Below are 23,193 nucleotides of genomic sequence, written 5' to 3' on the forward strand. Positions count from 1 at the left end.
GTGAGCAAGCTCTCCCACATCGACGACAAAGGCGAAGCCCGCATGGTCGATGTCTCCGGCAAAGCGGCAACAGCAAGACGCGCCGTCGCGGAAGGGTTCATTTCCATGCGGCCCGAAACTCTGGCGCTCGTCGAAACCGGCGAAGCAAAGAAAGGCGACGTCATCGGCGCGGCGCGCATCGCGGGCATCATGGCGGCGAAGAAAACGCACGACTTGATTCCACTTTGTCATCCGCTGGCGATTACGAAGGCGTCACTCGATTTCGCGATTTCGCACAAGCCATCCGGTATCCACGTTACCGCCGAAGTGAAAGTCTCGGGACAGACGGGTGTCGAGATGGAAGCGTTGACCGCCGTGACCGTCGCCTGCTTGACGCTCTATGACATGCTAAAGGCCGCGGACAAAACGATGGTGATCGAAGGCGTGCGGTTGGTCGAAAAAACGGGCGGCAAATCGGGGGCATTTACGGCGCCTGAGCGGCGCAAGGAACGTTCATAATATGGCCCTGCTTCCCGTTGCCGAAGCGCTGAAACGCGTGCTCGCATCTGCGACCCCGTTGGGGACGGAGCTCATCGGCTTGCGCCAGGCCTTGGGACGCACGCTTGCCGAGCACATCGAGGCACGTGTCGATAATCCGCCGTTCGATGCATCCGCGATGGACGGCTATGCCGTGCGTGCGGTTGACGTACCGCAAGTGCCCACGATTTTGACAATGATCGGCGAGTCAGGAGCCGGACGTCCATTTTCCGGAGAGATCGCGCCCGGCGACACTGTTCGCATCTTCACCGGCGCTCCGCTTCCCACGCGTTCAGACGCCGTCGTTATCCAGGAAAACACCTCGGCCGATGGATCGCGCATTACCATTCAAGACCCCGTGAAGCCCGGCGATAACGTCAGGCCAACGGGACAAGACTTCCGAAAAGGCCAGCGTTTACTGGAAAAGGGCAAACGCCTGACCGCCCGCGACATCCTTCTCGCAGCAGCGGCCGGGCACGCCACTCTTCCCGTCGTCCGTCGTCCCATTGTCGCGCTTCTTTCTACCGGCGACGAACTCGTCGAACCTGGAACCGAGCTTGGACAAGGGCAGATTTCTGCTTCGAATTCATTCGGGCTCGCAGCCGTTGTCGAAGCGGCGGGCGGCGAAGCGCGTGTGCTTGGCATCGCCCGCGATACCCTTCAATCGCTTGCTGCTGCGCTCGATCAAGCCGCAGGCGCCGACGTCCTTGTGACGATCGGCGGCGCGTCTGTCGGCGATCATGATCTTGTCCGTCCTGCGCTCGAAAAAGCCGGCGCGAAGCTCGATTTCTATAAAATCGCGATGCGACCCGGAAAACCGTTATTTTTTGGCTCGCGCACCATCGGCGGATCACGCCAGCATTGCCTCGGCCTGCCAGGCAATCCGGTTTCTTCTCTCATCTGCTCGCGCGTCTTTCTTGTTCCGCTTATCGGCCGGCTGCTTGGGCGCGAGGCGCCTCTCGAAAGTATCGACGCCGTGCTGGCGGAGCCGCTTCCCGCAAATGGCTCGCGCGAGCACTATATGCGCGCGCGTCTCGACCTCAGCACATCGCCGGCGCGCGCGGCGCCCTTCAAAAATCAGGACAGCGGCCTCATCACCGCTCTTCAGAATGCGGACTGTTTGATCGTCGTCCCCGCAGACGCACCGGCTCAAGCCGCCGGCACGCCAGTGAAGGTCCTCAAGCTCGACATCTGACCGCATTCCCGCCACGTCGTGCATAATCTTTGTGCAAACAAGCATTTGAAAAATCGGAACATTCACGCCCTGCATAGCGTTGAACTCGTATCGTCACACGGGACGCGGGCCAATGCTCATTCACACAGGCTATGATATCGGGCTCGAGGTTTCGGCCCCGACGCCGCTGCTTCTCCTTTTGGACATCCATCCCGACCGGCGCAACGACATCCTCTTTGAGGATGAATTCAATTCATTGCATTTGCCGGTTGAGCCGGGTCTCGATCTCTACGGCAACCGTACCCAAAGGCTGGTCGTACCGCCGGGCAAAATGGAATTTTCCTATCGTGCCGTTATTCGCGATTCCGGAAAGCTGGAGGAGCATCCCCTGGAAGCGCGCGAAGTGCCCGTCGGCGATCTGCCCACCTACGCGCTGCACTTCCTTTCCGGCAGCCGCTATTGCGAGACCGACGAGTTGACGGCGATTGCTTGGCAGCTGTTCGGAAACATCGAGCCCGGATATCGCCGCGTTAAAGCGGTTTGCGATTTCGTGCATAACCACATCGCGTTCGACTATAAGGCCGCGCGATCGACGCGAACGGCTCTAGGTGCTTACACGGAGCGTATCGGCGTCTGCCGCGATTTCGCGCATCTGGCGATCGCATTTTGCCGTTGCCTCAATATCCCAGCCCGCTACGTCAATGGCTATCTCGGCGATATCGGCGTCCCGCGCGATCCGGCGCTCATGGATTTCAGCGCCTGGTTCGAAGTTTATCTCGATCATCGCTGGATCACGTTCGACGCGCGCCATAACGTGCCGCGCATTGGTCGCATCGTCATTGCCCGCGGCCGCGATGCCGCCGACGTTGCAATGGTGACATCGTTCGGCCAACACACGTTGACGCAATTTACTGTGGTCACGGACGAGGTGGCGCCCCAGAACCCCATTGCCACGGGCCAACACGCGGCGTAGCTCGCAGCTCAGAGATCAATCAGTCCTTGGCGCGTTCGACGTAAGAACCGTCCGCTGTCATCACAACGACGCGTGTGCCTGCACCGATATGCGGCGGCACCATTACGCGCGCACCGTTTGAAAGCTTGGCCGGCTTGTAGGACGACGACGCGGTTTGCCCCTTAACCACAGGATCGGCTTCGACGATCTCGAACGTCACGCGCTGCGGCAGCTCGACCGAAATCGGGTTGCCTTCGTGTAGAGCGACGAGGCAGGTCATGCCTTCCTGCAGCCACTGGCCTTGATCTCCCAAAACGTCCTTGGGAATGGTGATCTGGTCGAATGTCTCGGGGTGCATGAAGTTGTACCCCATGTCGTCTTCGTAAAGGAAATTGAAGTCTTTTTCATCGAGGTAGGCGCGCTCGACCTGATCGGTCGTCCGGTAACGTTCAACCACCTTCACGCCGTCGGCGATCCGCCGCATTTCGAGATGGGTAACGGGCGTTCCCTTTCCGGGATGAATGTTTTCCGCATGCATCACGACGGCGAGCTTGCCGTCGAGATCGAGAACATTGCCTTTGCGGACCGAGCTTGCGATAACCTTGACCACCTAACGTCTCCGTTCTGAAATTCGAAATGCCGCGCCCGTCCGCTGGACGGCCGGTCAGTCGGTATCCTCATGGGAATCTGACGCGTCTCTTACCCGCTTACCCTCGCGTCGCCAAGTGCGGCAACGGCACCGCAAAAGCCCTAATTTCAGCCATGTCCCAATCTTCACCCTGGTGGAACCCCGGCCGGCATTCGGATCGCAGGCCCTTTCTCGTGGCGCGAAGCCGTATCAAGGCCGCATTGAGGGAGTGGTTTGGCTCCGAAGGTTTCCTCGAAATCGACGCCGGATGTCTGCAAATCTCTCCCGGCAACGAGACGCACCTACACGCATTCCGCACCGAGCTTGTCGGTACTGATCTCGCGCGCCGGGATCTTTACCTGCATACCTCGCCGGAATTTGCCATGAAAAAACTGCTCGCTGCGGGCGAGACGAAAATTTTTACATTCGCCCCCGTTTTTCGCAACCGCGAGCGTGGCGCACTGCACGCTCCGGAATTCACGATGCTGGAATGGTATCGCGCCGATGACGACTACGAGACGCTTTGGCGCGACTGCGCGGCCATCCTTACGATTGCAAGCGATATTACCCGGCGCGCGACTTGGACGTATCGAGGCAAAACGTGCGAAGCCGCAGGTCCATTTCAAAAACTCACACTCACTAAGGCATTTGAGCAATTCGCGCATATTCCCCTTTGCAAAACGCTATCGACCGACGGCGTCGATCGTGAGCGCTTCGCGGCCTTGGCTGAGGCGAACGGCATTCGCGTCTCAACGGATGATACGTGGTCGGATATTTTCAGCCGTGTGGTGGTGGAGAAAATCGAACCCGAACTCGGCCGCCGGTATCCCACGATCCTTTACGAATACCCTGCAAGCGAGGCTGCGCTTGCGCGCCCGTCGCCTCGCGATCCGGCCGTTGCGGAACGCTTCGAGCTCTATACTTGCGGTGTCGAGATGGCGAACGGCTTCGGAGAACTGACCGATGCCGAGGAACAGCGCCGCCGCTTCGAAAGATGGATGGCGGAGAAAAGTCAGATCTACGGAGAACGCTACCCGATCGATGAGGATTTCCTTTCCGCTCTGGAGCAAATGCCCAAGGCATCGGGCTGCGCGCTCGGCTTCGACCGGCTCGTCATGCTCGCGACCGGCGCCGAACGGGTCGATCAGGTGATCTGGACGCCACTGCCCGAATGAGGGCAAGTAATTGGATTATCACGTCCCCCTCCCCATTTGAGTGCAGGGAATGGGGAGAGGGAGAAGAGCAATGCACGAGCAAACACATTCAGGCGGATGCCAGTGCGGAGCGGTGCGCTTTCGCATTGCAGGCCAATTGGGAGATGCTTCCGTCTGCCACTGCCGCATGTGTCAGAAAGCGTTCGGCAGTTTCTATGCGCCTCTCGTTTCGGTGCGCAACGCGAAGCTCACGTGGACACGTGGCGCGCCGAAAAAATTCCGCTCGTCGAATTTTGTCGAGCGCGGTTTCTGCGCCGAATGCGGCACACCGCTGACGTACGAGGCGCCCGACGGCATCGCGGTTGCGATCGGTGCGTTCGACAATCCGCAAAACATTACGCCCAAGCTGCAGTGGGGCATTGAAGGTAAGCTCCCCTACGTCGATACGATTCCGGCACTCCCCGCGCATCACACGCTTGCCGATACGAACGCGGCGCCGTTTTTAAAGCAGCTCGTTTCTCACCAGCACCCGGATCACGACACCGCGCAATGGCCGCAGAAATAAAACGCATTACGCGAAAGCTCACCTCTGGTGACGATCTCATCGCCGCCGGTCTGATGCCGCGCGCCGCATCGTCCCTGTTAAGTGAAGTGGGCGCGCGTTATGCCATTGCGCTCACGCCCACCATTGCGAGCCTGATCGACACAGGCAATCCGAACGATCCGATTGCCCGGCAATTCTTGCCCGATGGCCGCGAACTCGAAACGCATCCCGCCGAGCGCAGCGATCCCATCGGCGACATCATAAAAAGCCCAGCGCCCGGCATCGTGCATCGTTATCCGGATCGGGTTTTGCTGAAAATCGCGAGCGTCTGTCCTGTCTATTGCCGCTTCTGCTTCCGCCGCGAAATGGTCGGTCCTGAAAACGGCGAGGCGCTCTCCGCGGACGATTTTGCAGCTGCGTTGGATTATATCCGGCGCACGCCCCAGATTTGGGAAGTCATCCTGACCGGCGGCGATCCGCTTGTCCTTTCCCCACGCCGCATCCGCGAGGTGACACAAGCGCTATCTGACGTCTCGCACGTCAAGGTCCTTCGTTGGCACACACGTGTCCCTGTCGTCGATCCGGAGCGCATCACGGACGAGCTTGTCGATGCGCTGCGTACAACAAACAAAACGGCCTTCGTCGGTCTTCACACCAACCACGTCCGCGAACTGACTGACGCGGCGCGCTCCGCCATCGCCAAGCTCGTCGACGCCGGAATTCCGCTCGTCAGTCAGACTGTTCTTCTCCGAGGCGTGAATGACGATGCCGATACTCTGGAAGGCTTGATGCGCGCGCTCGTCGAAAATCGAGTGAAGCCGTATTATCTTCACCATGGCGATCTTGCGCCGGGGACGGCGCACTTTCGGACAACAATCGCCAGAGGTCAGGAGCTGATGCGCGAATTGCGCAGACGCCTGTCAGGTCTTGCCTTGCCGACCTACGTGCTCGATCTCCCGGGCGCATACGGAAAGGTGCCGCTGGATAGCTATAGTTCGTTCGATGCACGTGGACGGACCCGCATTCACGATGCACATGGGCGTGAGCATTTTTACGACGACTGTTGTACCGCGGCTGACACGCCGTAAGACGCGAACGGCCTAAATCCGGCGACGCCATTCGCTCGTAAAATATCGGGCAGGCGGATCGACGCCTTTGCCAAGGTCGAGCGCATCGACCTCATCGAACCATTTGTCCCGCGCGCTTTCCGGAAGCTTCGTTCCGCACCACGGGCAATGGTCGATCAATAGATATGATGCCGTGCCGTCATGGATGATCAGGCCGTATTCATCCATGACTTCATTGTAGACAATGAGCGCATCTGCGCAGTCGAACGGGTCTGCGTGCTGGTCGCAATCGAATTCGAGCGCCTTCACCATCGAAGCGCAGCAATGGACGACCGAACGCGTAGGCGGGCTCCAGTCCCCAAGCGGCAACCAGATGACTCGTCGGTCCGGAAACAGTGTTTTCGACACAGGGGCGACTCTTCCAGAAGGCAACAACAGCTATTCCACACGCATTGCTACTTTCGATCAATCCTCAGATTGTCATAGAAAATCAGTGGATTGCTAAATACTCGGCGCATGTTTTTGTGCACACGGATATTTGTCACCGTTCGCGATGAATTTTGCTTGGGATTGGTACCTTCCAGTGCCAAACTGTCACAATATAACGGGCAAAGACCTCCTGAAGCGGGGCAAATCAGCCAGGGATGAAACATGAACGAGCAGCTTAAGCGCGATAAGTTTTTCGGCGCATGTCCACATGACTGTCCGGACACCTGCGCAATGATCTACGAGGTCGTCGACGGCAGGCTTGTTGATGTGCGCGGCAACAAAGACCACCCGATGACGCGCGGCGGCTTATGCGTCAAGCTCAAGGATTTTCATGATCACCATGTCAATCCTGATCGCCTGATGTATCCACTCAAGCGTTCCGGTCCGAAAGGCTCGCGAAAATTCAAGCGTATTACCTGGGATGAGGCAATTTCCGAAATCGGCTCGCGGTGGCGCGAGATTATTTCCGAATACGGCTCGCAGGCCATCATGCCTTACAGCTACCTCGGCAATATGGGCCTCGTGCAAGGCATCAATTCCGGCGATCCATTCTTCAACAAGCTCGGAACGACGGTCAACGAAAAGACCTTCTGCGCCTCGGGCTCATCAACGGCCTGGCTTTTGACCGTCGGCCCAACCGGTGGCGTCGATCCCGAAAGCTTTGTCCATTCGAAATTCATCGTCATCTGGGCGTGCAATTCGATTTCGACCAATCTTCATCATTGGCCATTCGTTCTCGAAGCCCAAAAGCGCGGCGCCAAAGTCGTCGTCATCGATTCCTATAAATCGCGCACCGCGAAGGCCGGTGACTGGCACATCTGCCCGAAGCCGGGCACCGATGGCGCGCTGGCGATGGGCTTCATCAATTCCATCATTCAGCAGGGCTTGGTCGACCAGGATTACGTCGACAATTACACCTACGGTTATCCCGAGCTGAAGGAACGCGCCGCCGACTTCACGCCCGAATACGTCGAGAAGGTCACCGGCGTAAAAGCTGCCGATGTCCAGAAATTCGCGCGTGAATTCGCGACGGCTCAGCCTTCCGTTATACGCATCGGCGTTGCGCTGGAGCGGAGCGCCGGCGGCGCTCAGGCGATCCGTGCCGCATGTTGTCTGCCGGCCCTTGTAGGATCATGGCGCCACGTCGGCGGTGGTCTCCTGCAGATGCCGCTCTGGGATTTCCCGATCGACTGGGTAAAGGCCGCACGTCCGGACTGGATCAAGCCCGGCACGCGCGTGGTCAACAATCTGCGCCTTGGCGCGGCGCTGACAGGCGAAATGAAGCTCGATCCGCCGATCAAGAGCCTGTTCGTGTTCTGCACGAATCCCGTTTCGCAGGCGCCTGAAACGAACAAGATCGTCGAAGGCTTGCAGCGCGAGGATCTGTTCACAGTCGTCTCAGAGCATTTCCTCACCGATACCGCCAAATACGCCGACATCGTGCTTCCTGCCGCGATGGCCGGCGAAGCCGAGGACATGATGTGGTCCTGGGGGCACTTCTATCTGACGTACAATCAGAAGGCCGTCGATCCCCCCGGCGAATGCAAGCCGACGAGCGATATGTGGCGTCTGCTCGCGAAAGAGATGGGCTTCGACGATCCGGTCTTCAAAATGACCGACAGCGAGCTTTGCGCCGAATATATCAACTGGTCCGACCCGAAGATGGGCGGCATCGACATGGAATATTTCAAGCAGCACGGCTTCTATAAGATTGACGTTGGGCCGGCCGATACGCGCACGCCGCATGCTGAAGGCAAGTTCCCGACGCCTTCGGGCAAGGTGGAATTCCTGCTGCACGATGCGAAGAACTTCGTCGCGGGACCGTTCCGCGCGATGTACGAAGGCGAGCAATCGGGCGAAGACGTCGATCCATTGCCGGGTTACGTGCCAGCGCGTGAGCGGCCCGAGACCAACCCGGAACGCGCCAGGCTCTATTCGCTCAACATCATCTCGCCGAAGAGTCACGCATTCCTCAACTCGTGCTACGCCAACGAGCCGCACAAGATCAAAGTTCAAGGCGACCAGTTCGTCATGATCTCGCCCGGCGACGCGCAAAGACGCTCCGTCCGCGACGGCGATCCGGTCCGCGTTTATAATGACCGTGGCGATTTCGAAGGCGTTGCACGCGTGACCGACGATGTTCCCGACGGTGTCGTCGTTGCCACGCTCGGCTACTGGCGCTCGTTGAACCGCTCCGACGGCTCGGTGAATTGTATCTCATCTGACGCGTGGTCGGGCCTCGGGCGCGCGCCGACCTTCTCCGACAACCTTGTCGAGGTCCAGCGCGTCAACTGACGCGAAGGACAACATTACCCCGTTTGTCGTCTTGGGCGAGCCCCATCTGCGGCGAGATCCGGGGCTTGCCCAGGAACGCCGGTCTGGTCCCGGCTCTCCGCTTCGCCTCGGCTCGGATGACAGTATTTCATTCGGGGCCACAAATAGTGATGTCGCCCTGTTCCCCGGGTGACAGCGGCGCATGTTTGGTTGCGTTACCAACAGACCCAAAAAGCACCTGCGGCCGCCTTACCTTCTGCTTACGCAGAGCATTCCACAAGAAACACGGTCGGCCGCCCAAAGCACGGGATACCCATGGCACCGACACACGCGGCTCTGGCCGCGATCATATATCTGCTGGCGAAGCATGCCGTCGCCGACTTCTTCCTACAGACGCCGTTCATCTACAGCCAGAAGGGCACCTATGGCGCGCCGGGCGGCGTGCTGCATGCGTTCACCCATATCATATTGACTTTGCCAGTTTTTCTTCTCTTTCCGGCCGGCAGTGCAGCGCTCGCCTTCACCCTTTTGACGGCCGAATTCGTCGTGCACTATCACATCGACTGGATGAAGGAGCAGGTCGTCCGCCACTACGGCTGGAAGTTCGCCGATCGCCAATATTGGTGCGCGCTTGGGCTTGATCAGTTCCTGCATGGGCTGACCTATGTTGCCATTCTCTGGATCTGGCTTCCTATAGGCTGAAGCACCGTGTCTGAGCCCCGCGACTCTGCCATCTTGCGAACCGCCCTGCCTCTCTGCCATATGCGACGGGCTAGCCGCTCCGGGCATTCTGCGCTGATATCGCGGCTGTGATGTAACGTTTTGGTTTCCGCTGGCGAAACTTCTGGAAGGCATGATTTTTGGACCGGAAGGCTCGAGACGCGGAATGGTCGGAGCTGATGCGCACCGCTATTGCGGGCGACGAGGCGGCTTACCGCAAGCTTCTCGCGGAACTTTCCCGGCTTTTGAGAGGAGTCGTCCGGCGCGGCTTCGCTGGTGTCGGCGTGGCGCGCGACGATGTGGAAGACGTGGTACAGGACGTATTGCTGGCCGTTCATCTGAAGCGGCACACCTGGGATCCGGCGATGCCCTTGGGGCCGTGGGTCTTGGCCATTGCGCGCAATAAAATGATCGACGATCTGCGCCGTCGTGGCCGCCGGCCCGAGGTCGCGCTGGACCTGTCTCAGTTCGATATCGAAGGTGAGGACCAGCAGGCTTCCATCGACGCTCACGACGTTGATCGTGTGTTGAACGGGTTGTCCGACCGCAACCGTGACATCGTGAGGTCGATCAGCATTGACGGCCACTCGGCGCGGGATGTCGCTGACCGACTCGGCATGACGGAAGTTGCCGTTCGCGTCGCGCTGCATCGAAGCCTGAAAACACTGGCCGATACCTATCAAGAGAAAGCGGGATGAAGACAGACGACCTCATCAATGCGCTTGCAGCCGACGCCAAAAGCGTCGAGCCGCCGATTGCGCGCACGTTTGCGGTTGCGCTTGCCATTGGTGCCGTGGTGTCGCTCATCGCCTTCATGGTCACGCTTGGACCGCGTCCTGATTTTCCGCAACTATTGACGAATTCGGTGCGATACACGTTCAAGCTGATTGTCATGCTGAGCATTGCTATTCCGGCGTTTTTTATCGTGCGCGGCCTCTCGCGGCCCGATTTCGATCCTGGCCGAAGCCTTTGGTGGCTGGCGTTTGGACCGGCGCTTCTCCTGCTCGGAATTGGAATGGAGCTAGCCGTCGTGCCATCGGGCGACTGGCATCAGCGCATGATTGGGCATAATTCCTTCTATTGCATGACGATTATACCGATACTGTCGGTCGCGCCCTTCCTAGCAATGCTCTACGCCCTGAAATCGGGCGCACCGAGCCATCCAGTGATTGCGGGCGCGATTGGGGGCGTCCTTTCCGCTGGAATTGGCGCCACGCTTTACGCGAGCCATTGTCCGGATGACAGCCCGCTTTTCGTGGCGGTTTGGTATCCAGTCGGCTTTGCAGTAATGGCCGTCCTCGGCGCGCTCGCCGGTTCGCGCTTTTTGCGCTGGTAGCGGCCGCACTCCCCCGCCCCGTACCCGTCCAGGGAAGGGGAGAAGTAGTTTATTCCCCCTCCCTTGACGCGAAGGGGTTAGGCGCAATTCGTAAGGGGCGATGTCTGAAGCACATATACTCCGCAATCGCAGACAAGGGCTCCGATCTAAAGCAAGTCACGCAACCGATAGTAAAGCATGCCGAGCGCCAGCATCTGATTGCCGAACCAGCCGCTGAGCGGCAAGCGCGTATGCCGGATGCGATCAAAAAGGTCGAATCTTTCGGTCGTCCCACAGATAGCATCCGACACAATTTCTGCCGCGATATGCGTGGCGTTGACGCCGTGGCCCGAGTAGCCTTGCAGCACGTACAGATTTGGCGCCAGGCGTTCGATGACCGGCACACGATTTAAGACAATTGCGATACGGCCACCCCACGCGAAATCGATCTTCGCATTCTTGAGCTGCGGAAAAATCTCGATCATGCGGGGACGGATCGAGGCGCCGATATCTTTCGGATCGCGGTTCGAATAGTTACAGCGTCCGCCGAATAGCATCCGGCGATCCGCAGACAGCCGATAATAATCAAGCACGACATTGCTGTCGCATACGGCGAGATCTTGCGGATTGATCTGCGCAACAATGCCTTCGCTTAAGGGCTCGGTCGCGATGATGTAGCTCCCGGTCGGCAGCATCAATCCTTTAAGCCGCAACAGACCGAAGTGGTCGAAGATTTCGCCGCCGATAACAACCGTGCCGGCTTCTACTCGTCCTTTTTCCGTTTTGACCCATGGCTTGGCGCCACCTTCGAGGGCAATGACGCGCGTATGTTCGAAAATTTTGACGCCGAGTGCGGAGGCAGCCCGCGCTTCGCCAAGGCAGAGATTGAGCCCGTGCAAATGTCCGCTGCGCCGGTCTATGAACCCGCCGTGATACGCCGACGTGCCAAGCACGCGCGGCAGATCTTCGGGCTCGACCAATTCGAGATGACCGCCCTCCCCTTCCCGCACCCGCTGTTCGAACTGGGCGCGGATGGACTGCATGTGCCGCGGCCGCGCCGCGACTTCCATCCAACCGTACTTCAGATCACATTCAATGCCGTACTTCGCGATGCGCTGTTCTATGATTTCGTGCCCGCGGTAACGAATGTCACGCACGAGCTTTGCACCCTCTTTGCCGAGTTGCTGCTCGATCATCGCTTCGCCGCTGATGCCGCCTATCATCTGGCCGCCGTTGCGGCCCGACGCGCCCCAACCGATGCGATGGGCTTCGAGAAGCACGACCGATCGCCCGCGTTCGGCCATTGTCAGCGCTGTTGCAACGCCTGAGAAACCGCCGCCGATGACGCAAACGTCGGCCTTGATCGCGCCTTCGAGCGACGGATATCGTGTCGGGTCGTTCGCCGTCGCGGCGTAGTACGATGCTATGTGGTTTTTCCCTGTCACGATGGCACGATTATCGTGCTTTCCAGGAAAGCACAAACCGCCGGATTGACCGCTTAGTCCGTCGCGCCGAAAGCCAAGCGGCGCTCCCGTTCCGCACGCTGCGTCTGGCGACGGCTGAAGTAAGCCGCACACAGAACACCGAACGTCACGATTCCGATCAAGATCGTCGAGATGGCATTAATCTCCGGGGTTACCCCGAGCCGGACCTGGCTATAGATTTTCATCGGCAGCGTCGTCGCGCCAGGCCCCGTGGTGAAGCTTGCAATCACCAGATCGTCCAACGAAAGCGTAAACGCCAGAAGCCACGCGGAAACGACAGACGGCGCGATGATCGGCAACGTCACCTGAAAAAATGTGCGCACCGGCGTCGCGCCAAGATCCATCGCCGCTTCCTCGACCGACTTGTCGAAGTCCTGCAATCGCGCCTGCACGACAACCGCCGCATAACACATCGTAAACGTGATATGCGCCAGCGTAATCGTCCCGATGCCGCGATCGATGTTGAGCGCCACGAAAACCAGAAGCAGCGACAAGCCGGTTATGACGTCGGGCATGACGAGCGGCGCAAAGATCATCCCCGAGAATAGTGTCCGGCCGCGAAACCGGCCCATCCGTGTCAACGCCAACGCCGCAAGCGTCCCCAAAACTGTCGCAACCGTTGCCGATACGAACGCAACACGGATCGTTACCCATGCCGCGTCTTTTAGCGATTGGTTCTGGAGCAGTGACCCATACCACTTCGTGGACCAACCGGCCCACACCGTTACCAGCTTCGACTCGTTGAAGCTGAAAATCACGAGAAGCAGGATCGGAATGTAAAGGAATGCGAAACCGAACGTCAGCGACGTCGCATTAAACCAGGAAAACCGGTTGTTCATCGCCCCGCCTCCCGGACCGCTTCCTGCTGCCGCTGGAACAGGACGATCGGAATGATCAGCACCAGCAGCAAAATCACCGCGACCGCCGATGCGAGCGGCCAGTCGCGGTTGCTGAAAAATTCGGACCACAATGTCTTTCCGATCATCAGCGTATCGGACCCGCCGAGAAGATCCGGAATGACAAACTCGCCGACAGCCGGAATGAAAACGAGCAGACAGCCCGCAAGCACGCCCGGCAACGACAGCGGAAATGTGATTTGCCAGAATGCACGCCAGGGCTGCGATCCGAGATCCTGCGCCGCCTCAAGCAAAGCCGGATTGATCTTTTCAAGGCTCGCATAGAGCGGCAGGATCATGAACGGCAGATACGAATACACGATGCCGATATAAACGGCCGTCGTCGTGTTCATGATTTGTAACGGCTCTGAAATGAAACCAAGCTTCATGAGAAACAGGCTGAGAAACCCTTCGGGTTTCAGAATGGCGATCCAGGCATAGATGCGGATCAGGAAGGACGTCCAGAACGGCAGGATCACAAGCATCATAAGCGTCGGCTGCCAGGCTTTCGGCGCTTTCGCCATGCCGTAGGCCATCGGATACGCGACAAGCAGCGTAAGCAACGTCGAGATCGCCGCGATCTTGAGACTCGACAGATAGGCGTTGACGTATAGAGGATCGCTGAACAGAAACGTGTAGTTCTCGAAATCGAGTTGTTTGAGGAAGTTCCATATTCCCGTCGACCAACTGAAGATCGGCACGTAGGGCGGAATAGCGATCGCGGAATCGGATAACGACAGCTTGAAGACGATGAAGAACGGGATGAGGAAAAAGACGAGCAACCACAGATAAGGCGGCCCGATCACATACCAGCGGCGATAGTTTGCGGTGTTGGTGCTCATCGCTCTCGCCTCAACCCGTCAGAATAACACCAGCGTCAGTTGGCCAATCGAGCCAGACGTTCTCTTCCCAATTGATCGTGCGCTCGACGGCATGCGCCGAATTTGCGCGGAGCGCCGTAACGCGCTGTCCCCCTGGCGTGCGTACGTGATAGTGCGAGATGGATCCGAGATAGCCGATGTCCTCGACCTTGCCGGGAATGGAATTAACGGCGCTCGCCGGCTGGTCATGCGAAATGCGAATCTTCTCCGGTCGCAGCGCGAGCCAAACCTGTTGGCCGACAGAGACCGACTCTCCGCTCCTGGTTTTGAACTGATGCCCATCTTTCCCTTCGATTTCGATGCATCCATCGCTGCGGGCGGAGACATTCCCTTCGAAGACATTGACGTCGCCTATGAAGCCCGCGATGTACCGGGTCTTCGGATTTTCATAGATATCGCCCGGCGTCGCGACCTGGACCAGGACGCCTTTTTCCATGACCGCAATGCGGCTTGCGACCGTCATCGCCTCTTCCTGGTCATGCGTCACGATAATGAAGGTCGTGCCGGTCGTTTCCTGGATGCGCATTAGCTCGAATTGCGCCTGCTGGCGGAGCTTTTTGTCGAGTGCGCCGAGCGGTTCGTCGAGCAGGACGATGCGCGGCTTCTTGGCGATGGCGCGGGCCAACGCGACGCGCTGCTGCTGTCCGCCCGACAGTTGGTTCGGCTTGCGCTTCGCGAATGGGCGCAACTCCAGCATCGCCATTGCTTCCTCGACTCGCGTGGCGATCTTATCTTTCGGCATCCCCTCCTGCCGAAGCCCGAAGCCGATGTTTTTCTCGACCGTCATATGCGGGAAAAGTGCGTAGGACTGGAACATCATGTTGACCGGACGCTCGTAAGGCGGCAGTGCCGAGATGTCCTGGCCTCCGACGATCATCCGCCCGTGCGTCGGCCGTTCGAATCCCGCCAGCATGCGCAGAAGCGTGCTCTTTCCGCATCCTGACGGTCCGAGCAGCGCGAAAAACTCGCGCTCGTAAATATCGAGGGTCACGTTATCGACGGCCGTGAAATCGTCGAAGCGCTTGGTGATGTTTTCGAACCGCACGATCGGCGGTAGATCCGGATCTTTCCAGGGCGCAAAGCCCGATTGAGGCGCGGCCGTACGTGGTCCGGCACGCTGCTGCGGAGCCGATGCCGTTGCGTCGTGCTTCATCCCTCCGACTACACCCCCCGTCATGCTCGTTCCCTTGACTGGCTCGCTTAGACAAAAATATTTTTGTTCGATCGGACGCCCGCAAAACGAAAAGGGCTCGGTCATTGACCGAACCCTCCAGATTGCCGGGCTACTGCCCCGTGATCACCTTCGTCCATGTGCGTGTTACGACACGTTGCGTTTTCGGATCGTACGCGGTCTTGACGAACAATCGCTTCATCGTATCCGCATCGGGATAGATCGATTTATCCGACTTGATCGTATCGTCGAGCATCTTCTGTGATGCGAGGTTGCCGTTCGCATAGGACACATAGTTCGATGCCTTGGCGATCACCTCGGGTTTCATCATGTAATTTAGAAAAATATGCGCTTCCTCCGGGTGCTTGGCATCCGCAGGAATGGCCATTTCGTCGAACCACATCTGCGCGCCTTGCTTGGGCAAAGAGTAGACGATCTCCTGCCCGTTTTTTGCTTCTTGCGCGCGGCTACGCGCCTGCAAAATATCGCCCGAGTAGCCAACGGCAATGCAGATGTCTCCATTGGCAAGCGCATTAATGTACTCGGAAGAATGGAACTTCCGGACATACGGACGAACCTTCTCAAGCAGCGCTCCGGCTTTCTCGATGTCCGCAGGCTTATTGCTGTTGGGATCAAGCCCCAGATAGTTCAAGGCCGCCGGAAGGATATCGTCCGGCGCATCGAGCATCATGACGCCGCAATCCTTGAACTTAGAGATGACGTCAGGATTGAACACAAGATCCCAGGAATCGACTGGCGCGTTTGCCATGCGCTCCTTCACCTTCGCCGCATTATAGCCGATACCCGTCGTGCCCCACATATAGTTGATCGCGTATTGATTGCCGGGATCGTATATCGCCAACTGCTTCATGATCTCCGGCCACATGTTGGCAAGGTTCGGCAGCTTGGACTTGTCGAGCTTTTGAAAAACGCCAGCCGCGATCTGACGGGATAGAAACGGTCCGGTCGGCACGACAACGTCATATCCGCTTCCGCCCGCCAGGAGCTTCGTTTCGAGAACCTCGTTGCTATCGAAAACGTCGTAGACGACTTTAATACCAGTCTCTTTTGTGAAGTCAGTCAGAATGGAGGGATCGATATAGTCCGACCAGTTGTAGACCCTGACAACTTTTTCCTCAGCGCCTGCTTGTTGGCAAATGAGTTGACCCGAAATGAGAGAGGCAATAGCTGCAAACAGATACACGGCGCGGCGCGCCACTTTCCCGAACGTCAACATTAAATGTCTCCACGGACTGGTGTGCCCGAGCGGACCCTGCGCCTAGCCTGTCCCAACAAAGGGCTTGCCGCGTCACACGGCCTTTGCTCAACGCCGACTATTCTGCCAGTTAAATTACGAAGCACAATAACATCCTGCACTAAACCGCCGGACAAACGGCTTTTGCCTGTTACGACATCATGGCGGCGCAAGATTGGGCGAATTAAGCTTGCCGTCCAGAACCTGCATTTTGAGCGGATCGGATGGCCTCGCCTTTAGGCCTGGCATTATTTATGATGCTCATGGAAAGTGGTGCTGCGGCCTCGCTTCCCTCTACCAGCTGCCCTACTCTCTGAGACTTATGAAAGCACGCTCGTCGGAGACCCGACTCCCCGATGGCGACTGTCGCGGCGAAGGCTGATTGCCGCGTACCAGCACGACGAAAATATATACGACCAGGTGACTCATGACGGCTCAAATCGGAGCTATCCCCGGCGAGGACGGCGAATTCGGCGCTGGTTCGACGCCTGAAACATTACGACATTGGCTGAGACAGCATCGCATCGAAGAGATCGATTGCGCGGTGCCTGACATTGCAGGCGTCGCGCGCGGCAAGACGATGCCCGCGGAAAAGTTCGTCAAGCTCGATCCGGTGCATCTGCCGATTTCGATCTTTCATCAGACGATCACGGGAGACTACGTCGGCTTCGAAGAAGATGGCCAGGAGCTTTACGCCGAGAGCGACCTGATGATGGTGCCCGATCTCGCAACCATCAGGCCCGCGCCGTGGGCGTCGAGCCCGACCGCGCAAGTGATACACGATGCGCTCTGGCAGGATGGAACACCTGTCGAGATTGCCCCGCGTAACGTCTTGAAACGCATTGTCGCGCTCTACGAAAAGGAAGGCTGGCGGCCCGTCGTTGCGCCGGAACTCGAATTCTACCTTACCAAGATGAACCCGGATCCCGATTACCCGCTCGAACCGCCGACGGGGCGATCGGGCCGCCCCGGCGCAGGGCGCCAAGCTTACAGCCTTGGCGCGGTGGACGAATACGATAAAATCGTCGACGATATTTATGAGTATGCCGAGCGGCAATATTTGAAGATCGATACGATCATTCAAGAGGGCGGCGCGGCGCAGCTCGAAATCAATCTATTGCACGGCGATCCGGTCGATCTCGCCGATCAGGTTTTCCTTTTCAAGCGCACCATTCGCGAAGCCGCTTTCACGCACAATTGCTATGCGACGTTCATGGCGAAACCGCTCGCGAATGAGCCAGGCAGTGCCATGCACGTGCACCAGAGCGTGGTCGATAAAAAAAGCGGAAAGAACATCTTCACACTCGGCAACGGCGAGCCGAGCAAGCTCTTCTTCAGCTTTCTTGCCGGTCAACAGACCTACCTGCCGGCCGCCATGTGCCTCCTCGCGCCTTACGTCAATTCGTATCGCCGTTTAGTCCCGAACGGCGCAGCGCCGATCAATGTCGAATGGGGTTACGACAATCGCTCGGCAGGCCTGCGCATCCCGGTTTCCGACGATACGGCGCGACGTGTCGAGAACCGGCTGGCGGGGGCCGACTCCAACCCCTATCTAGCACTGGCCGCCAGCCTCGCATGCGGATATCTCGGGATGAAGAACGCGATTGAGCCTCGCGCCGCGGTTGTCGGAAATGCCTATCGCAATGACCACCAGCTACCGCGCGGACTGCTGGAGGCCTTGACCGCTTTCGAGGAAAGCACGCCGCTGCACGACGTGCTGGGCAAGCGCTTCTGCCACGTCTATTTGGCGTTGAAGCGAAGCGAATTCGAGGAATTCATGCGTGTCATTAGTCCCTGGGAACGGGAGCACCTGCTTTTGAGCGTGTGACGCTCAGGAGCGGGCTAAAAGATTTTCGACCACCTCAGGAAGCGCAACAGACTTTTTCCCTAAGATTCGCCGGGAACTTTTACTCGGTGGGTTTGCGAGGCTGAACGCAAACATATCGCGCAATCGCGCTCGTCTAAAACAAACTTATGGCATCCTGGCTCAATGGCCAAATCGCCATGAGAAACATTCTTGACCCATACGAAAGCTGAGTTTTATTTCGACACCACGTTCAATTTATTCGCGCCGTCATTCAAATTTGGACCGCGGCACTCGCTTTTATGACAGCTATATGACATATATGCTCCCCGAAAGCATTTGGGGGATCAGCTTATGCCAAAGCTGGGTTCGGACCGCGTCCGCATTTTCATAAAATTTGCCGCGCTTATCGTTCTACTTTTATCCGCTCCCTTAGCCTGGTCAAATTTGGCCAGACAAGCGCCAGCACTTTTCACAAGATTTCCCCCAGCCCATGGTAATGGAATTTGGTTATATTGGATTGGCTTTGCCATTGGGATTGTCGCCATAGTCGCAACGCCATTTCTCAATAGCGCAACATTACGAGTCTTGTCGGCACTTACTATTCTACCAGGATATATTTTTGAAAGGACGGCGGTATCAATTGGTGCTCTAGAGCCCAACCTGGAACGAATGACGTATGATTTGCTTCATTTGTGCTGGACAGAACTGGGCAGCACGAGCGCTGCTCTCGAGGCATACGGTAACGCCGCAATCCCCTATCTGATTATCGGCTCGGTTTTTCTTTTTGGGTCCGCAATTTCGCCGCCGAAAAAGATTTCACTTCCTAACGTCTTTTTCTTTGTCTTGCCGCTTGCCTTTTTCGTCACCGCATTTGTGGCACAGAAACCTTATTCTTATCTGAGATTTGTGTTCCCCGCGCCATATAATGTTCCGGCTTATTTGCTCCGCGTTGTCATGTTTGAAAAGCACTACACAGGCAACAAAGATCAAATATCAATCGTTCCTACAAATTCTGGTGTACCAAATATCGTATTTATTCTCGACGAGAGCGTACGAGGCGATTTCATTTCTCTCAATCGACCAACTCTTGACGACACGCCTTACCTAACAAAAGCCGCTAAGGAAGGTGTTTCATATGGAATCGCCACATCGATCGCGAATTGTTCGGCGGCATCTCGTCTTGCCCTTCGTGCCGGCGCGCGGACAAAGGACCTTCCTGACAGAAAAGATAAAACCCTGCACAAATCAACTTTTTGGCAGTATGCAAGGGGAGCAGGATACAAAACCATATACCTGAATGCATTTGCACATGGTTTTATGTATCATAGCTATATGAACTCTCACGAAGCAAAGTTCATTTCAAAGCAATACCCCTTTAAACCCGAGATAGAAGTCGACAACAAAGTCGCAGAGCGCATAAAAAACGTTCTCGCAGACCCCGGCAAAAAATTTATTTTCGTTGAGAAATACGGCGTCCATTATCCCCACGACGGTCATAACGCACCACCCAACTACGAATATGAACCAAAAGGCATAAATACCTTGCCTATGAGGTATTCGCAAGATCAGCGGGCTGTTGTCCGCGAATATCTTCGTTCGATACGTTGGAGAGTAGATGAGTTTTTTGAAAAACTAGGCGATACGCTACGTCGTCCCGATATACTTATAATCTATTCATCCGATCACGGACAGAACATGTTCGAGAATGGCACCAAGGGACAGCACTGCGATGGACCTAACGCGTCCAGAGGCGAAGCAGAAGTGCCTCTTCTTGCCTTTTCTGGAGATGCTACGCTTTTGGCCAAACTTCGAAGAAACAGTGACAAGTGGTATAATATGGCGTCGGCAGAAGTAATTTTCCCGACCCTTCTCGTTTCGATGGGCTACGAACCGACGGATGTAAATAGGCTATACGGGCCATCCTTGTTCGACGCGCCAGTTCCGATGCACAGATATTTCATGGCACGCGACCTCTGGGGCACGAAGAAGATTATTGAAATTCAAAGTGCGCATGCCCCCTGACACTCGGCATCCCGTTTTGATCGACGCGAAAACAAAAACTTAATCTTACTACTGATTATTCGGAAAAATACCCACAAAGACGCATTGTTTCAAATTATTTATAATATCACATGGTGGCATAGCCGCGGGGAAATGCCTTTCCCAAGGCATAGAAACCGCACATTGCGCTAAGCGACGGACGAGAACCGAACAGATGAATGTTCAGCCGGAAACAGACGCAATTCGAGGCCGCACTATTCTGTTCGTAGACGACGAGCCTCTCTCGCTCAAATATTTTAAAGCTTCCGTCGGGCGTTACGCCAACGTCGTCACTGCAGACTCGCCGGACGCGGCTTTGAAAATTCTCGAATCCCAAGGCGACGCAATTTCCGTTGTCGTGAGCGATGAGCGCATGCCTCGCGATAGCGGCGTTTCGTTTCTCAGCAACGTGCGAAAATCTTGGCCCCAGGCTGTCCGGATCCTGACTAGCGCTTACGCGAATATCGATTTGCAGCAAGCCATCAACGGCGCGGGCATTCATTGCTTTCTGCCGAAGCCGTGGGATCTCGACGAGCTATGCTCGGCGATGCAGGAAGCCCTCCATGTCGAACGCGCGCAAGATCGCACCGATGCCAAGGAGGAGCGGGTTGCGGACGCAGAAAATGCCAGCCTGGAGTTGCTCGCCGTTCTGAGCCGTGAGCTTGTGCGACCACTGCAGTCGCTCGAAGCAGAAGCTTCCGTGCTTTCTGCTATGTCTGAACTCCAGACCGCTCTGCAGGTACCGAACAGGCAATCTCAAACCGCGAGTTGGTCGGCACAGCTTCGCGCCGGAAAAGCGGGAGCAGCCGCAGGCCGAATGCAGCGCGACATCGCCTATTGCAAGGCGCTTGCGGAACCGATCTCGGCGTTGGCGGAAAGCCTGTGCGAACCTCTAAGCAATCAGACCTTCTCCATGACCGAGACGGCTAGCGCCGTCATGGAAAAAGTCACGGGAAGCGCCAGCGGGAAGTTCATCACTCTGGATGCCCGGAATGATTTCCAATACCGCGCGCCGAAGCAGGTGATCACATTCGTCCTGCTCGATGTCATGCGACGGACAATCCGCCTTGCCCGCAATGGCGCCGACATCTTGATAGAACTCGTTCCATCCCAAGAGTTCAACGAAGTGCGGATTATCGCCCCCATTCCCCGTGCACCAGGCAATCATATTCCGGAGCTCGAGCGTGCATGCCGGAGTGCATTGTGGGCTTTTGGCGGCGAATTGTTGCTTTCCAGTGACAATACGGCGGGTACGGAAACCGCGTCGATACGCCTGCCCAAGCCTCAAACTGGGCTTACTGCTTCAACTCATTAACAAAACTTAAAAAATCATCTAAACGGGATCTTAATCCGACGCACCAAAACTGAACGCATGTGGTAAGGTTGATGCAACAGGCCACATCATCAGTTATGGGAGCAGGTCCTTGCGTATCGAGCGAGATATTGACCGCACGGTCTCCTTCAGAAGCAGCCAGGGGACTATTGTCCGAGGCACGCTCAGCAAGCTCTCACGACAAAGCGTCGTCTTCGAAATCTACAACCCCTTTTCTCCGATCCAGACGAGCGAGGTGCTGAGCGACCTGAGGGTCCGGCGCGGCAAAAATATTCTTTACGAGGGCGACGCCGTTGTCACTGGGGTGGTGAATACGAGCATCCTGGTCGTGGTTTCCGCGACTCTCGTCAACAAGTGGTCGGCCGTCGATACGATCCTCTCCGAGCCCGCAGGGCTTCGGTCGGAGGTCGAGCATTTCGTCACCGAGTGGGAACGCTTAAACCGGCTCGATCCTAATTATCAGCTCAAAGTCGGTGATCTAAGGTCGTTCCTGACCGATTTAAGCTTCTGGCTCAATCAGGTGGATCTGGCCGTCGAGGGCGAGCCCGGCGCATCCCCGATGCTGCTCGACGCCGACCGGTTTGAAGAAATCAAAGTCCCCGTCATGCCGCGCCTCACCAACCTTTTCATGGAATTGGAGGAGGCCTGCCGACAGCTGGACGGTGACGAGGTCGAAAACCATAAGCAGTTGGCTCAGCGGGACTTATTACCGCTGATGATGGCGTCGCCCTTCTTCAATCGAGTCTACTCCAAGCCGCTCGGCTACGCCGGGGACTACGAAATGGTCAACATGATGTTCCGCAAGGAGCGGGGCGGAAAGACGACCTACGGGCAGATCGTCAACGACTGGCTTCTGAACGGCGGCCCGCCGCAGGCCCACCGCAACCGGATTTTCATCCTCGAAAAAATGCTCGAGCAGGCGGCCGAGGAAGCGAGCCTGAGCAATAAGTGTCCTCGCGTTCTGAATGTCGGCTGCGGACCGGTGCAGGAGCTGCAGCTCTTCATTGGAAAAAACAAAGCAGCGCATCGTTTTTCGTTCGATTTGCTGGATTTCAATGCCGAGACGCTCGATTACGCAAAACGCCAAATCGAGACGATAACGGCTGGCCGTACCGAGGCGCCTAAAGTTACTTACATTCTCAAAACGGTACAGGAGCTGTTGCGCCAAGCTATCGAAATGCCGGCAAATGCACAAAGCTACGATATCGTCTATTGTGCGGGCCTGTTCGATTATCTCTCGGACCGTGTTTGTGCCAAGCTCGTCAAGCTTTTCTACCAGTGGTGCGAACCCGGCGGGCGCGTGATCGTCACAAACGTCCATTCTTCCAATCCCGTGAAAGGATTGATGGAGCATGTGATGGAATGGCATTTAGTGATGCGCGACGAGTCAGATATGCTGCGCCTCGCGCCCGATCAAGAATCGGCAAAAATATATACGGATGAGACCGGTATTAACGTCTTCCTTGAGATCGTTAAGCCGACTACCTAGTGCA

Annotated in this window: 21 protein-coding genes; 14 read left to right on the forward strand and 7 right to left on the reverse strand. The window is 57.0% G+C overall.

The features are described 5' to 3' along the window. The 3 genes from moaC (at position 1) to VHB22_RS03335 (ending at position 2,663) form a co-directional block, all read left to right on the forward strand. Complete coding sequence (moaC, locus tag VHB22_RS03325) at positions 1-498, forward strand: cyclic pyranopterin monophosphate synthase MoaC (RefSeq protein WP_325455531.1); 498 nt, start codon at positions 1-3, stop codon at positions 496-498. Between the two features lies 1 nt (position 499). Further along, positions 500-1,711: a gephyrin-like molybdotransferase Glp gene (glp, locus tag VHB22_RS03330; protein ID WP_325455532.1), complete on the forward strand. Its 1,212-nt coding sequence runs from the start codon at positions 500-502 to the stop codon at positions 1,709-1,711. 112 nt (positions 1,712-1,823) lie between these two features. Next, positions 1,824-2,663, forward strand: coding sequence for a transglutaminase family protein (locus tag VHB22_RS03335; RefSeq protein ID WP_325455533.1), 840 nt, complete (start codon positions 1,824-1,826; stop codon positions 2,661-2,663). Positions 2,664-2,682: 19 nt separating this feature from the next. Here VHB22_RS03335 and efp read toward each other — a convergent pair whose 3' ends face one another. After that, the gene (efp, locus tag VHB22_RS03340; protein ID WP_325455534.1) at positions 2,683-3,252 is read right to left on the reverse strand and encodes an elongation factor P; all 570 of its coding nucleotides are present in this window, start codon (positions 3,250-3,252) and stop codon (positions 2,683-2,685) included. A 152-nt stretch (positions 3,253-3,404) separates the two neighbouring features. Between efp and epmA the strand changes: the two genes are divergently transcribed. The 3 genes from epmA (at position 3,405) to VHB22_RS03355 (ending at position 6,056) form a co-directional block, all read left to right on the forward strand. Continuing rightward, complete coding sequence (gene epmA, locus VHB22_RS03345) at positions 3,405-4,445, forward strand: EF-P lysine aminoacylase EpmA (protein WP_325455535.1); 1,041 nt, start codon at positions 3,405-3,407, stop codon at positions 4,443-4,445. Positions 4,446-4,515: 70 nt separating this feature from the next. Beyond that, positions 4,516-4,989, forward strand: a complete 474-nt coding sequence (locus VHB22_RS03350) for a GFA family protein (protein ID WP_325455536.1) — start codon at positions 4,516-4,518, stop codon at positions 4,987-4,989. Continuing rightward, positions 4,974-6,056: a lysine-2,3-aminomutase-like protein gene (locus tag VHB22_RS03355; RefSeq protein ID WP_325455537.1), complete on the forward strand. Its 1,083-nt coding sequence runs from the start codon at positions 4,974-4,976 to the stop codon at positions 6,054-6,056. The genes VHB22_RS03350 and VHB22_RS03355 overlap by 16 nt, the downstream gene beginning before the upstream one ends. A gap of 12 nt (positions 6,057-6,068) precedes the next feature. Here VHB22_RS03355 and VHB22_RS03360 read toward each other — a convergent pair whose 3' ends face one another. Beyond that, on the reverse strand, positions 6,069-6,443 hold the full coding sequence (locus tag VHB22_RS03360) for a DUF6980 family protein (protein ID WP_325455538.1): 375 nt from the start codon (positions 6,441-6,443) through the stop codon (positions 6,069-6,071). Between the two features lie 243 nt (positions 6,444-6,686). Here VHB22_RS03360 and VHB22_RS03365 point away from each other — a divergent pair, with 243 nt between their 5' ends. From VHB22_RS03365 to VHB22_RS03380, 4 genes are all read left to right on the forward strand, one after another. Further along, positions 6,687-8,819 carry a molybdopterin oxidoreductase family protein gene (locus VHB22_RS03365; protein WP_325455539.1) on the forward strand — a complete coding sequence of 711 codons (2,133 nt, stop codon included), beginning with the start codon at positions 6,687-6,689 and terminating at the stop codon, positions 8,817-8,819. Positions 8,820-9,113: 294 nt separating this feature from the next. After that, a complete protein-coding gene (locus tag VHB22_RS03370) occupies positions 9,114-9,500 on the forward strand; it encodes a DUF3307 domain-containing protein (protein WP_325455540.1) in 387 nt (128 codons plus the stop codon). A 158-nt stretch (positions 9,501-9,658) separates the two neighbouring features. Beyond that, the gene (locus tag VHB22_RS03375; RefSeq protein ID WP_325455541.1) at positions 9,659-10,216 is read left to right on the forward strand and encodes a sigma-70 family RNA polymerase sigma factor; all 558 of its coding nucleotides are present in this window, start codon (positions 9,659-9,661) and stop codon (positions 10,214-10,216) included. Next, the gene (locus tag VHB22_RS03380) at positions 10,213-10,854 is read left to right on the forward strand and encodes an NrsF family protein (RefSeq protein ID WP_325455542.1); all 642 of its coding nucleotides are present in this window, start codon (positions 10,213-10,215) and stop codon (positions 10,852-10,854) included. The genes VHB22_RS03375 and VHB22_RS03380 overlap by 4 nt, the downstream gene beginning before the upstream one ends. A gap of 146 nt (positions 10,855-11,000) precedes the next feature. Here VHB22_RS03380 and VHB22_RS03385 read toward each other — a convergent pair whose 3' ends face one another. The 5 genes from VHB22_RS03385 to VHB22_RS03405 all read right to left on the reverse strand — a co-directional run bounded on the left by VHB22_RS03385 (position 11,001) and on the right by VHB22_RS03405 (position 16,502). Further along, positions 11,001-12,278: an FAD-binding oxidoreductase gene (locus tag VHB22_RS03385; RefSeq protein WP_325455543.1), complete on the reverse strand. Its 1,278-nt coding sequence runs from the start codon at positions 12,276-12,278 to the stop codon at positions 11,001-11,003. Between the two features lie 53 nt (positions 12,279-12,331). Then, on the reverse strand, positions 12,332-13,156 hold the full coding sequence (locus VHB22_RS03390) for an ABC transporter permease (protein ID WP_325455544.1): 825 nt from the start codon (positions 13,154-13,156) through the stop codon (positions 12,332-12,334). Beyond that, complete coding sequence (locus tag VHB22_RS03395) at positions 13,153-14,055, reverse strand: ABC transporter permease (protein WP_325455545.1); 903 nt, start codon at positions 14,053-14,055, stop codon at positions 13,153-13,155. The genes VHB22_RS03390 and VHB22_RS03395 overlap by 4 nt, the downstream gene beginning before the upstream one ends. 10 nt (positions 14,056-14,065) lie before the next feature. Beyond that, positions 14,066-15,271, reverse strand: coding sequence for an ABC transporter ATP-binding protein (locus VHB22_RS03400; RefSeq protein WP_325455546.1), 1,206 nt, complete (start codon positions 15,269-15,271; stop codon positions 14,066-14,068). 106 nt (positions 15,272-15,377) lie between these two features. Further along, positions 15,378-16,502, reverse strand: coding sequence for a polyamine ABC transporter substrate-binding protein (locus VHB22_RS03405; RefSeq protein WP_325455547.1), 1,125 nt, complete (start codon positions 16,500-16,502; stop codon positions 15,378-15,380). 445 nt (positions 16,503-16,947) lie between these two features. On the opposite strand from VHB22_RS03405, the gene VHB22_RS03410 reads away from it, so the two are divergent. From VHB22_RS03410 to VHB22_RS03425, 4 genes are all read left to right on the forward strand, one after another. Next, positions 16,948-18,348 carry a glutamine synthetase family protein gene (locus VHB22_RS03410; RefSeq protein ID WP_325455548.1) on the forward strand — a complete coding sequence of 467 codons (1,401 nt, stop codon included), beginning with the start codon at positions 16,948-16,950 and terminating at the stop codon, positions 18,346-18,348. Positions 18,349-18,678: 330 nt separating this feature from the next. Further along, positions 18,679-20,349, forward strand: coding sequence for a sulfatase-like hydrolase/transferase (locus VHB22_RS03415; RefSeq protein WP_325455549.1), 1,671 nt, complete (start codon positions 18,679-18,681; stop codon positions 20,347-20,349). Between the two features lie 193 nt (positions 20,350-20,542). Next, positions 20,543-21,682 (forward strand): response regulator, encoded by a 1,140-nt coding sequence (locus VHB22_RS03420; RefSeq protein WP_325455550.1) that lies wholly within the window; start codon positions 20,543-20,545, stop codon positions 21,680-21,682. 109 nt (positions 21,683-21,791) lie between these two features. Further along, positions 21,792-23,189 (forward strand): class I SAM-dependent methyltransferase, encoded by a 1,398-nt coding sequence (locus VHB22_RS03425; protein ID WP_325455551.1) that lies wholly within the window; start codon positions 21,792-21,794, stop codon positions 23,187-23,189. Positions 23,190-23,193 lie beyond the last annotated feature (4 nt).

Origin of the sequence: Hyphomicrobium sp. (assembly GCF_035548195.1) — a bacterium.
GTDB lineage: Bacteria > Pseudomonadota > Alphaproteobacteria > Rhizobiales > Hyphomicrobiaceae > Hyphomicrobium_B.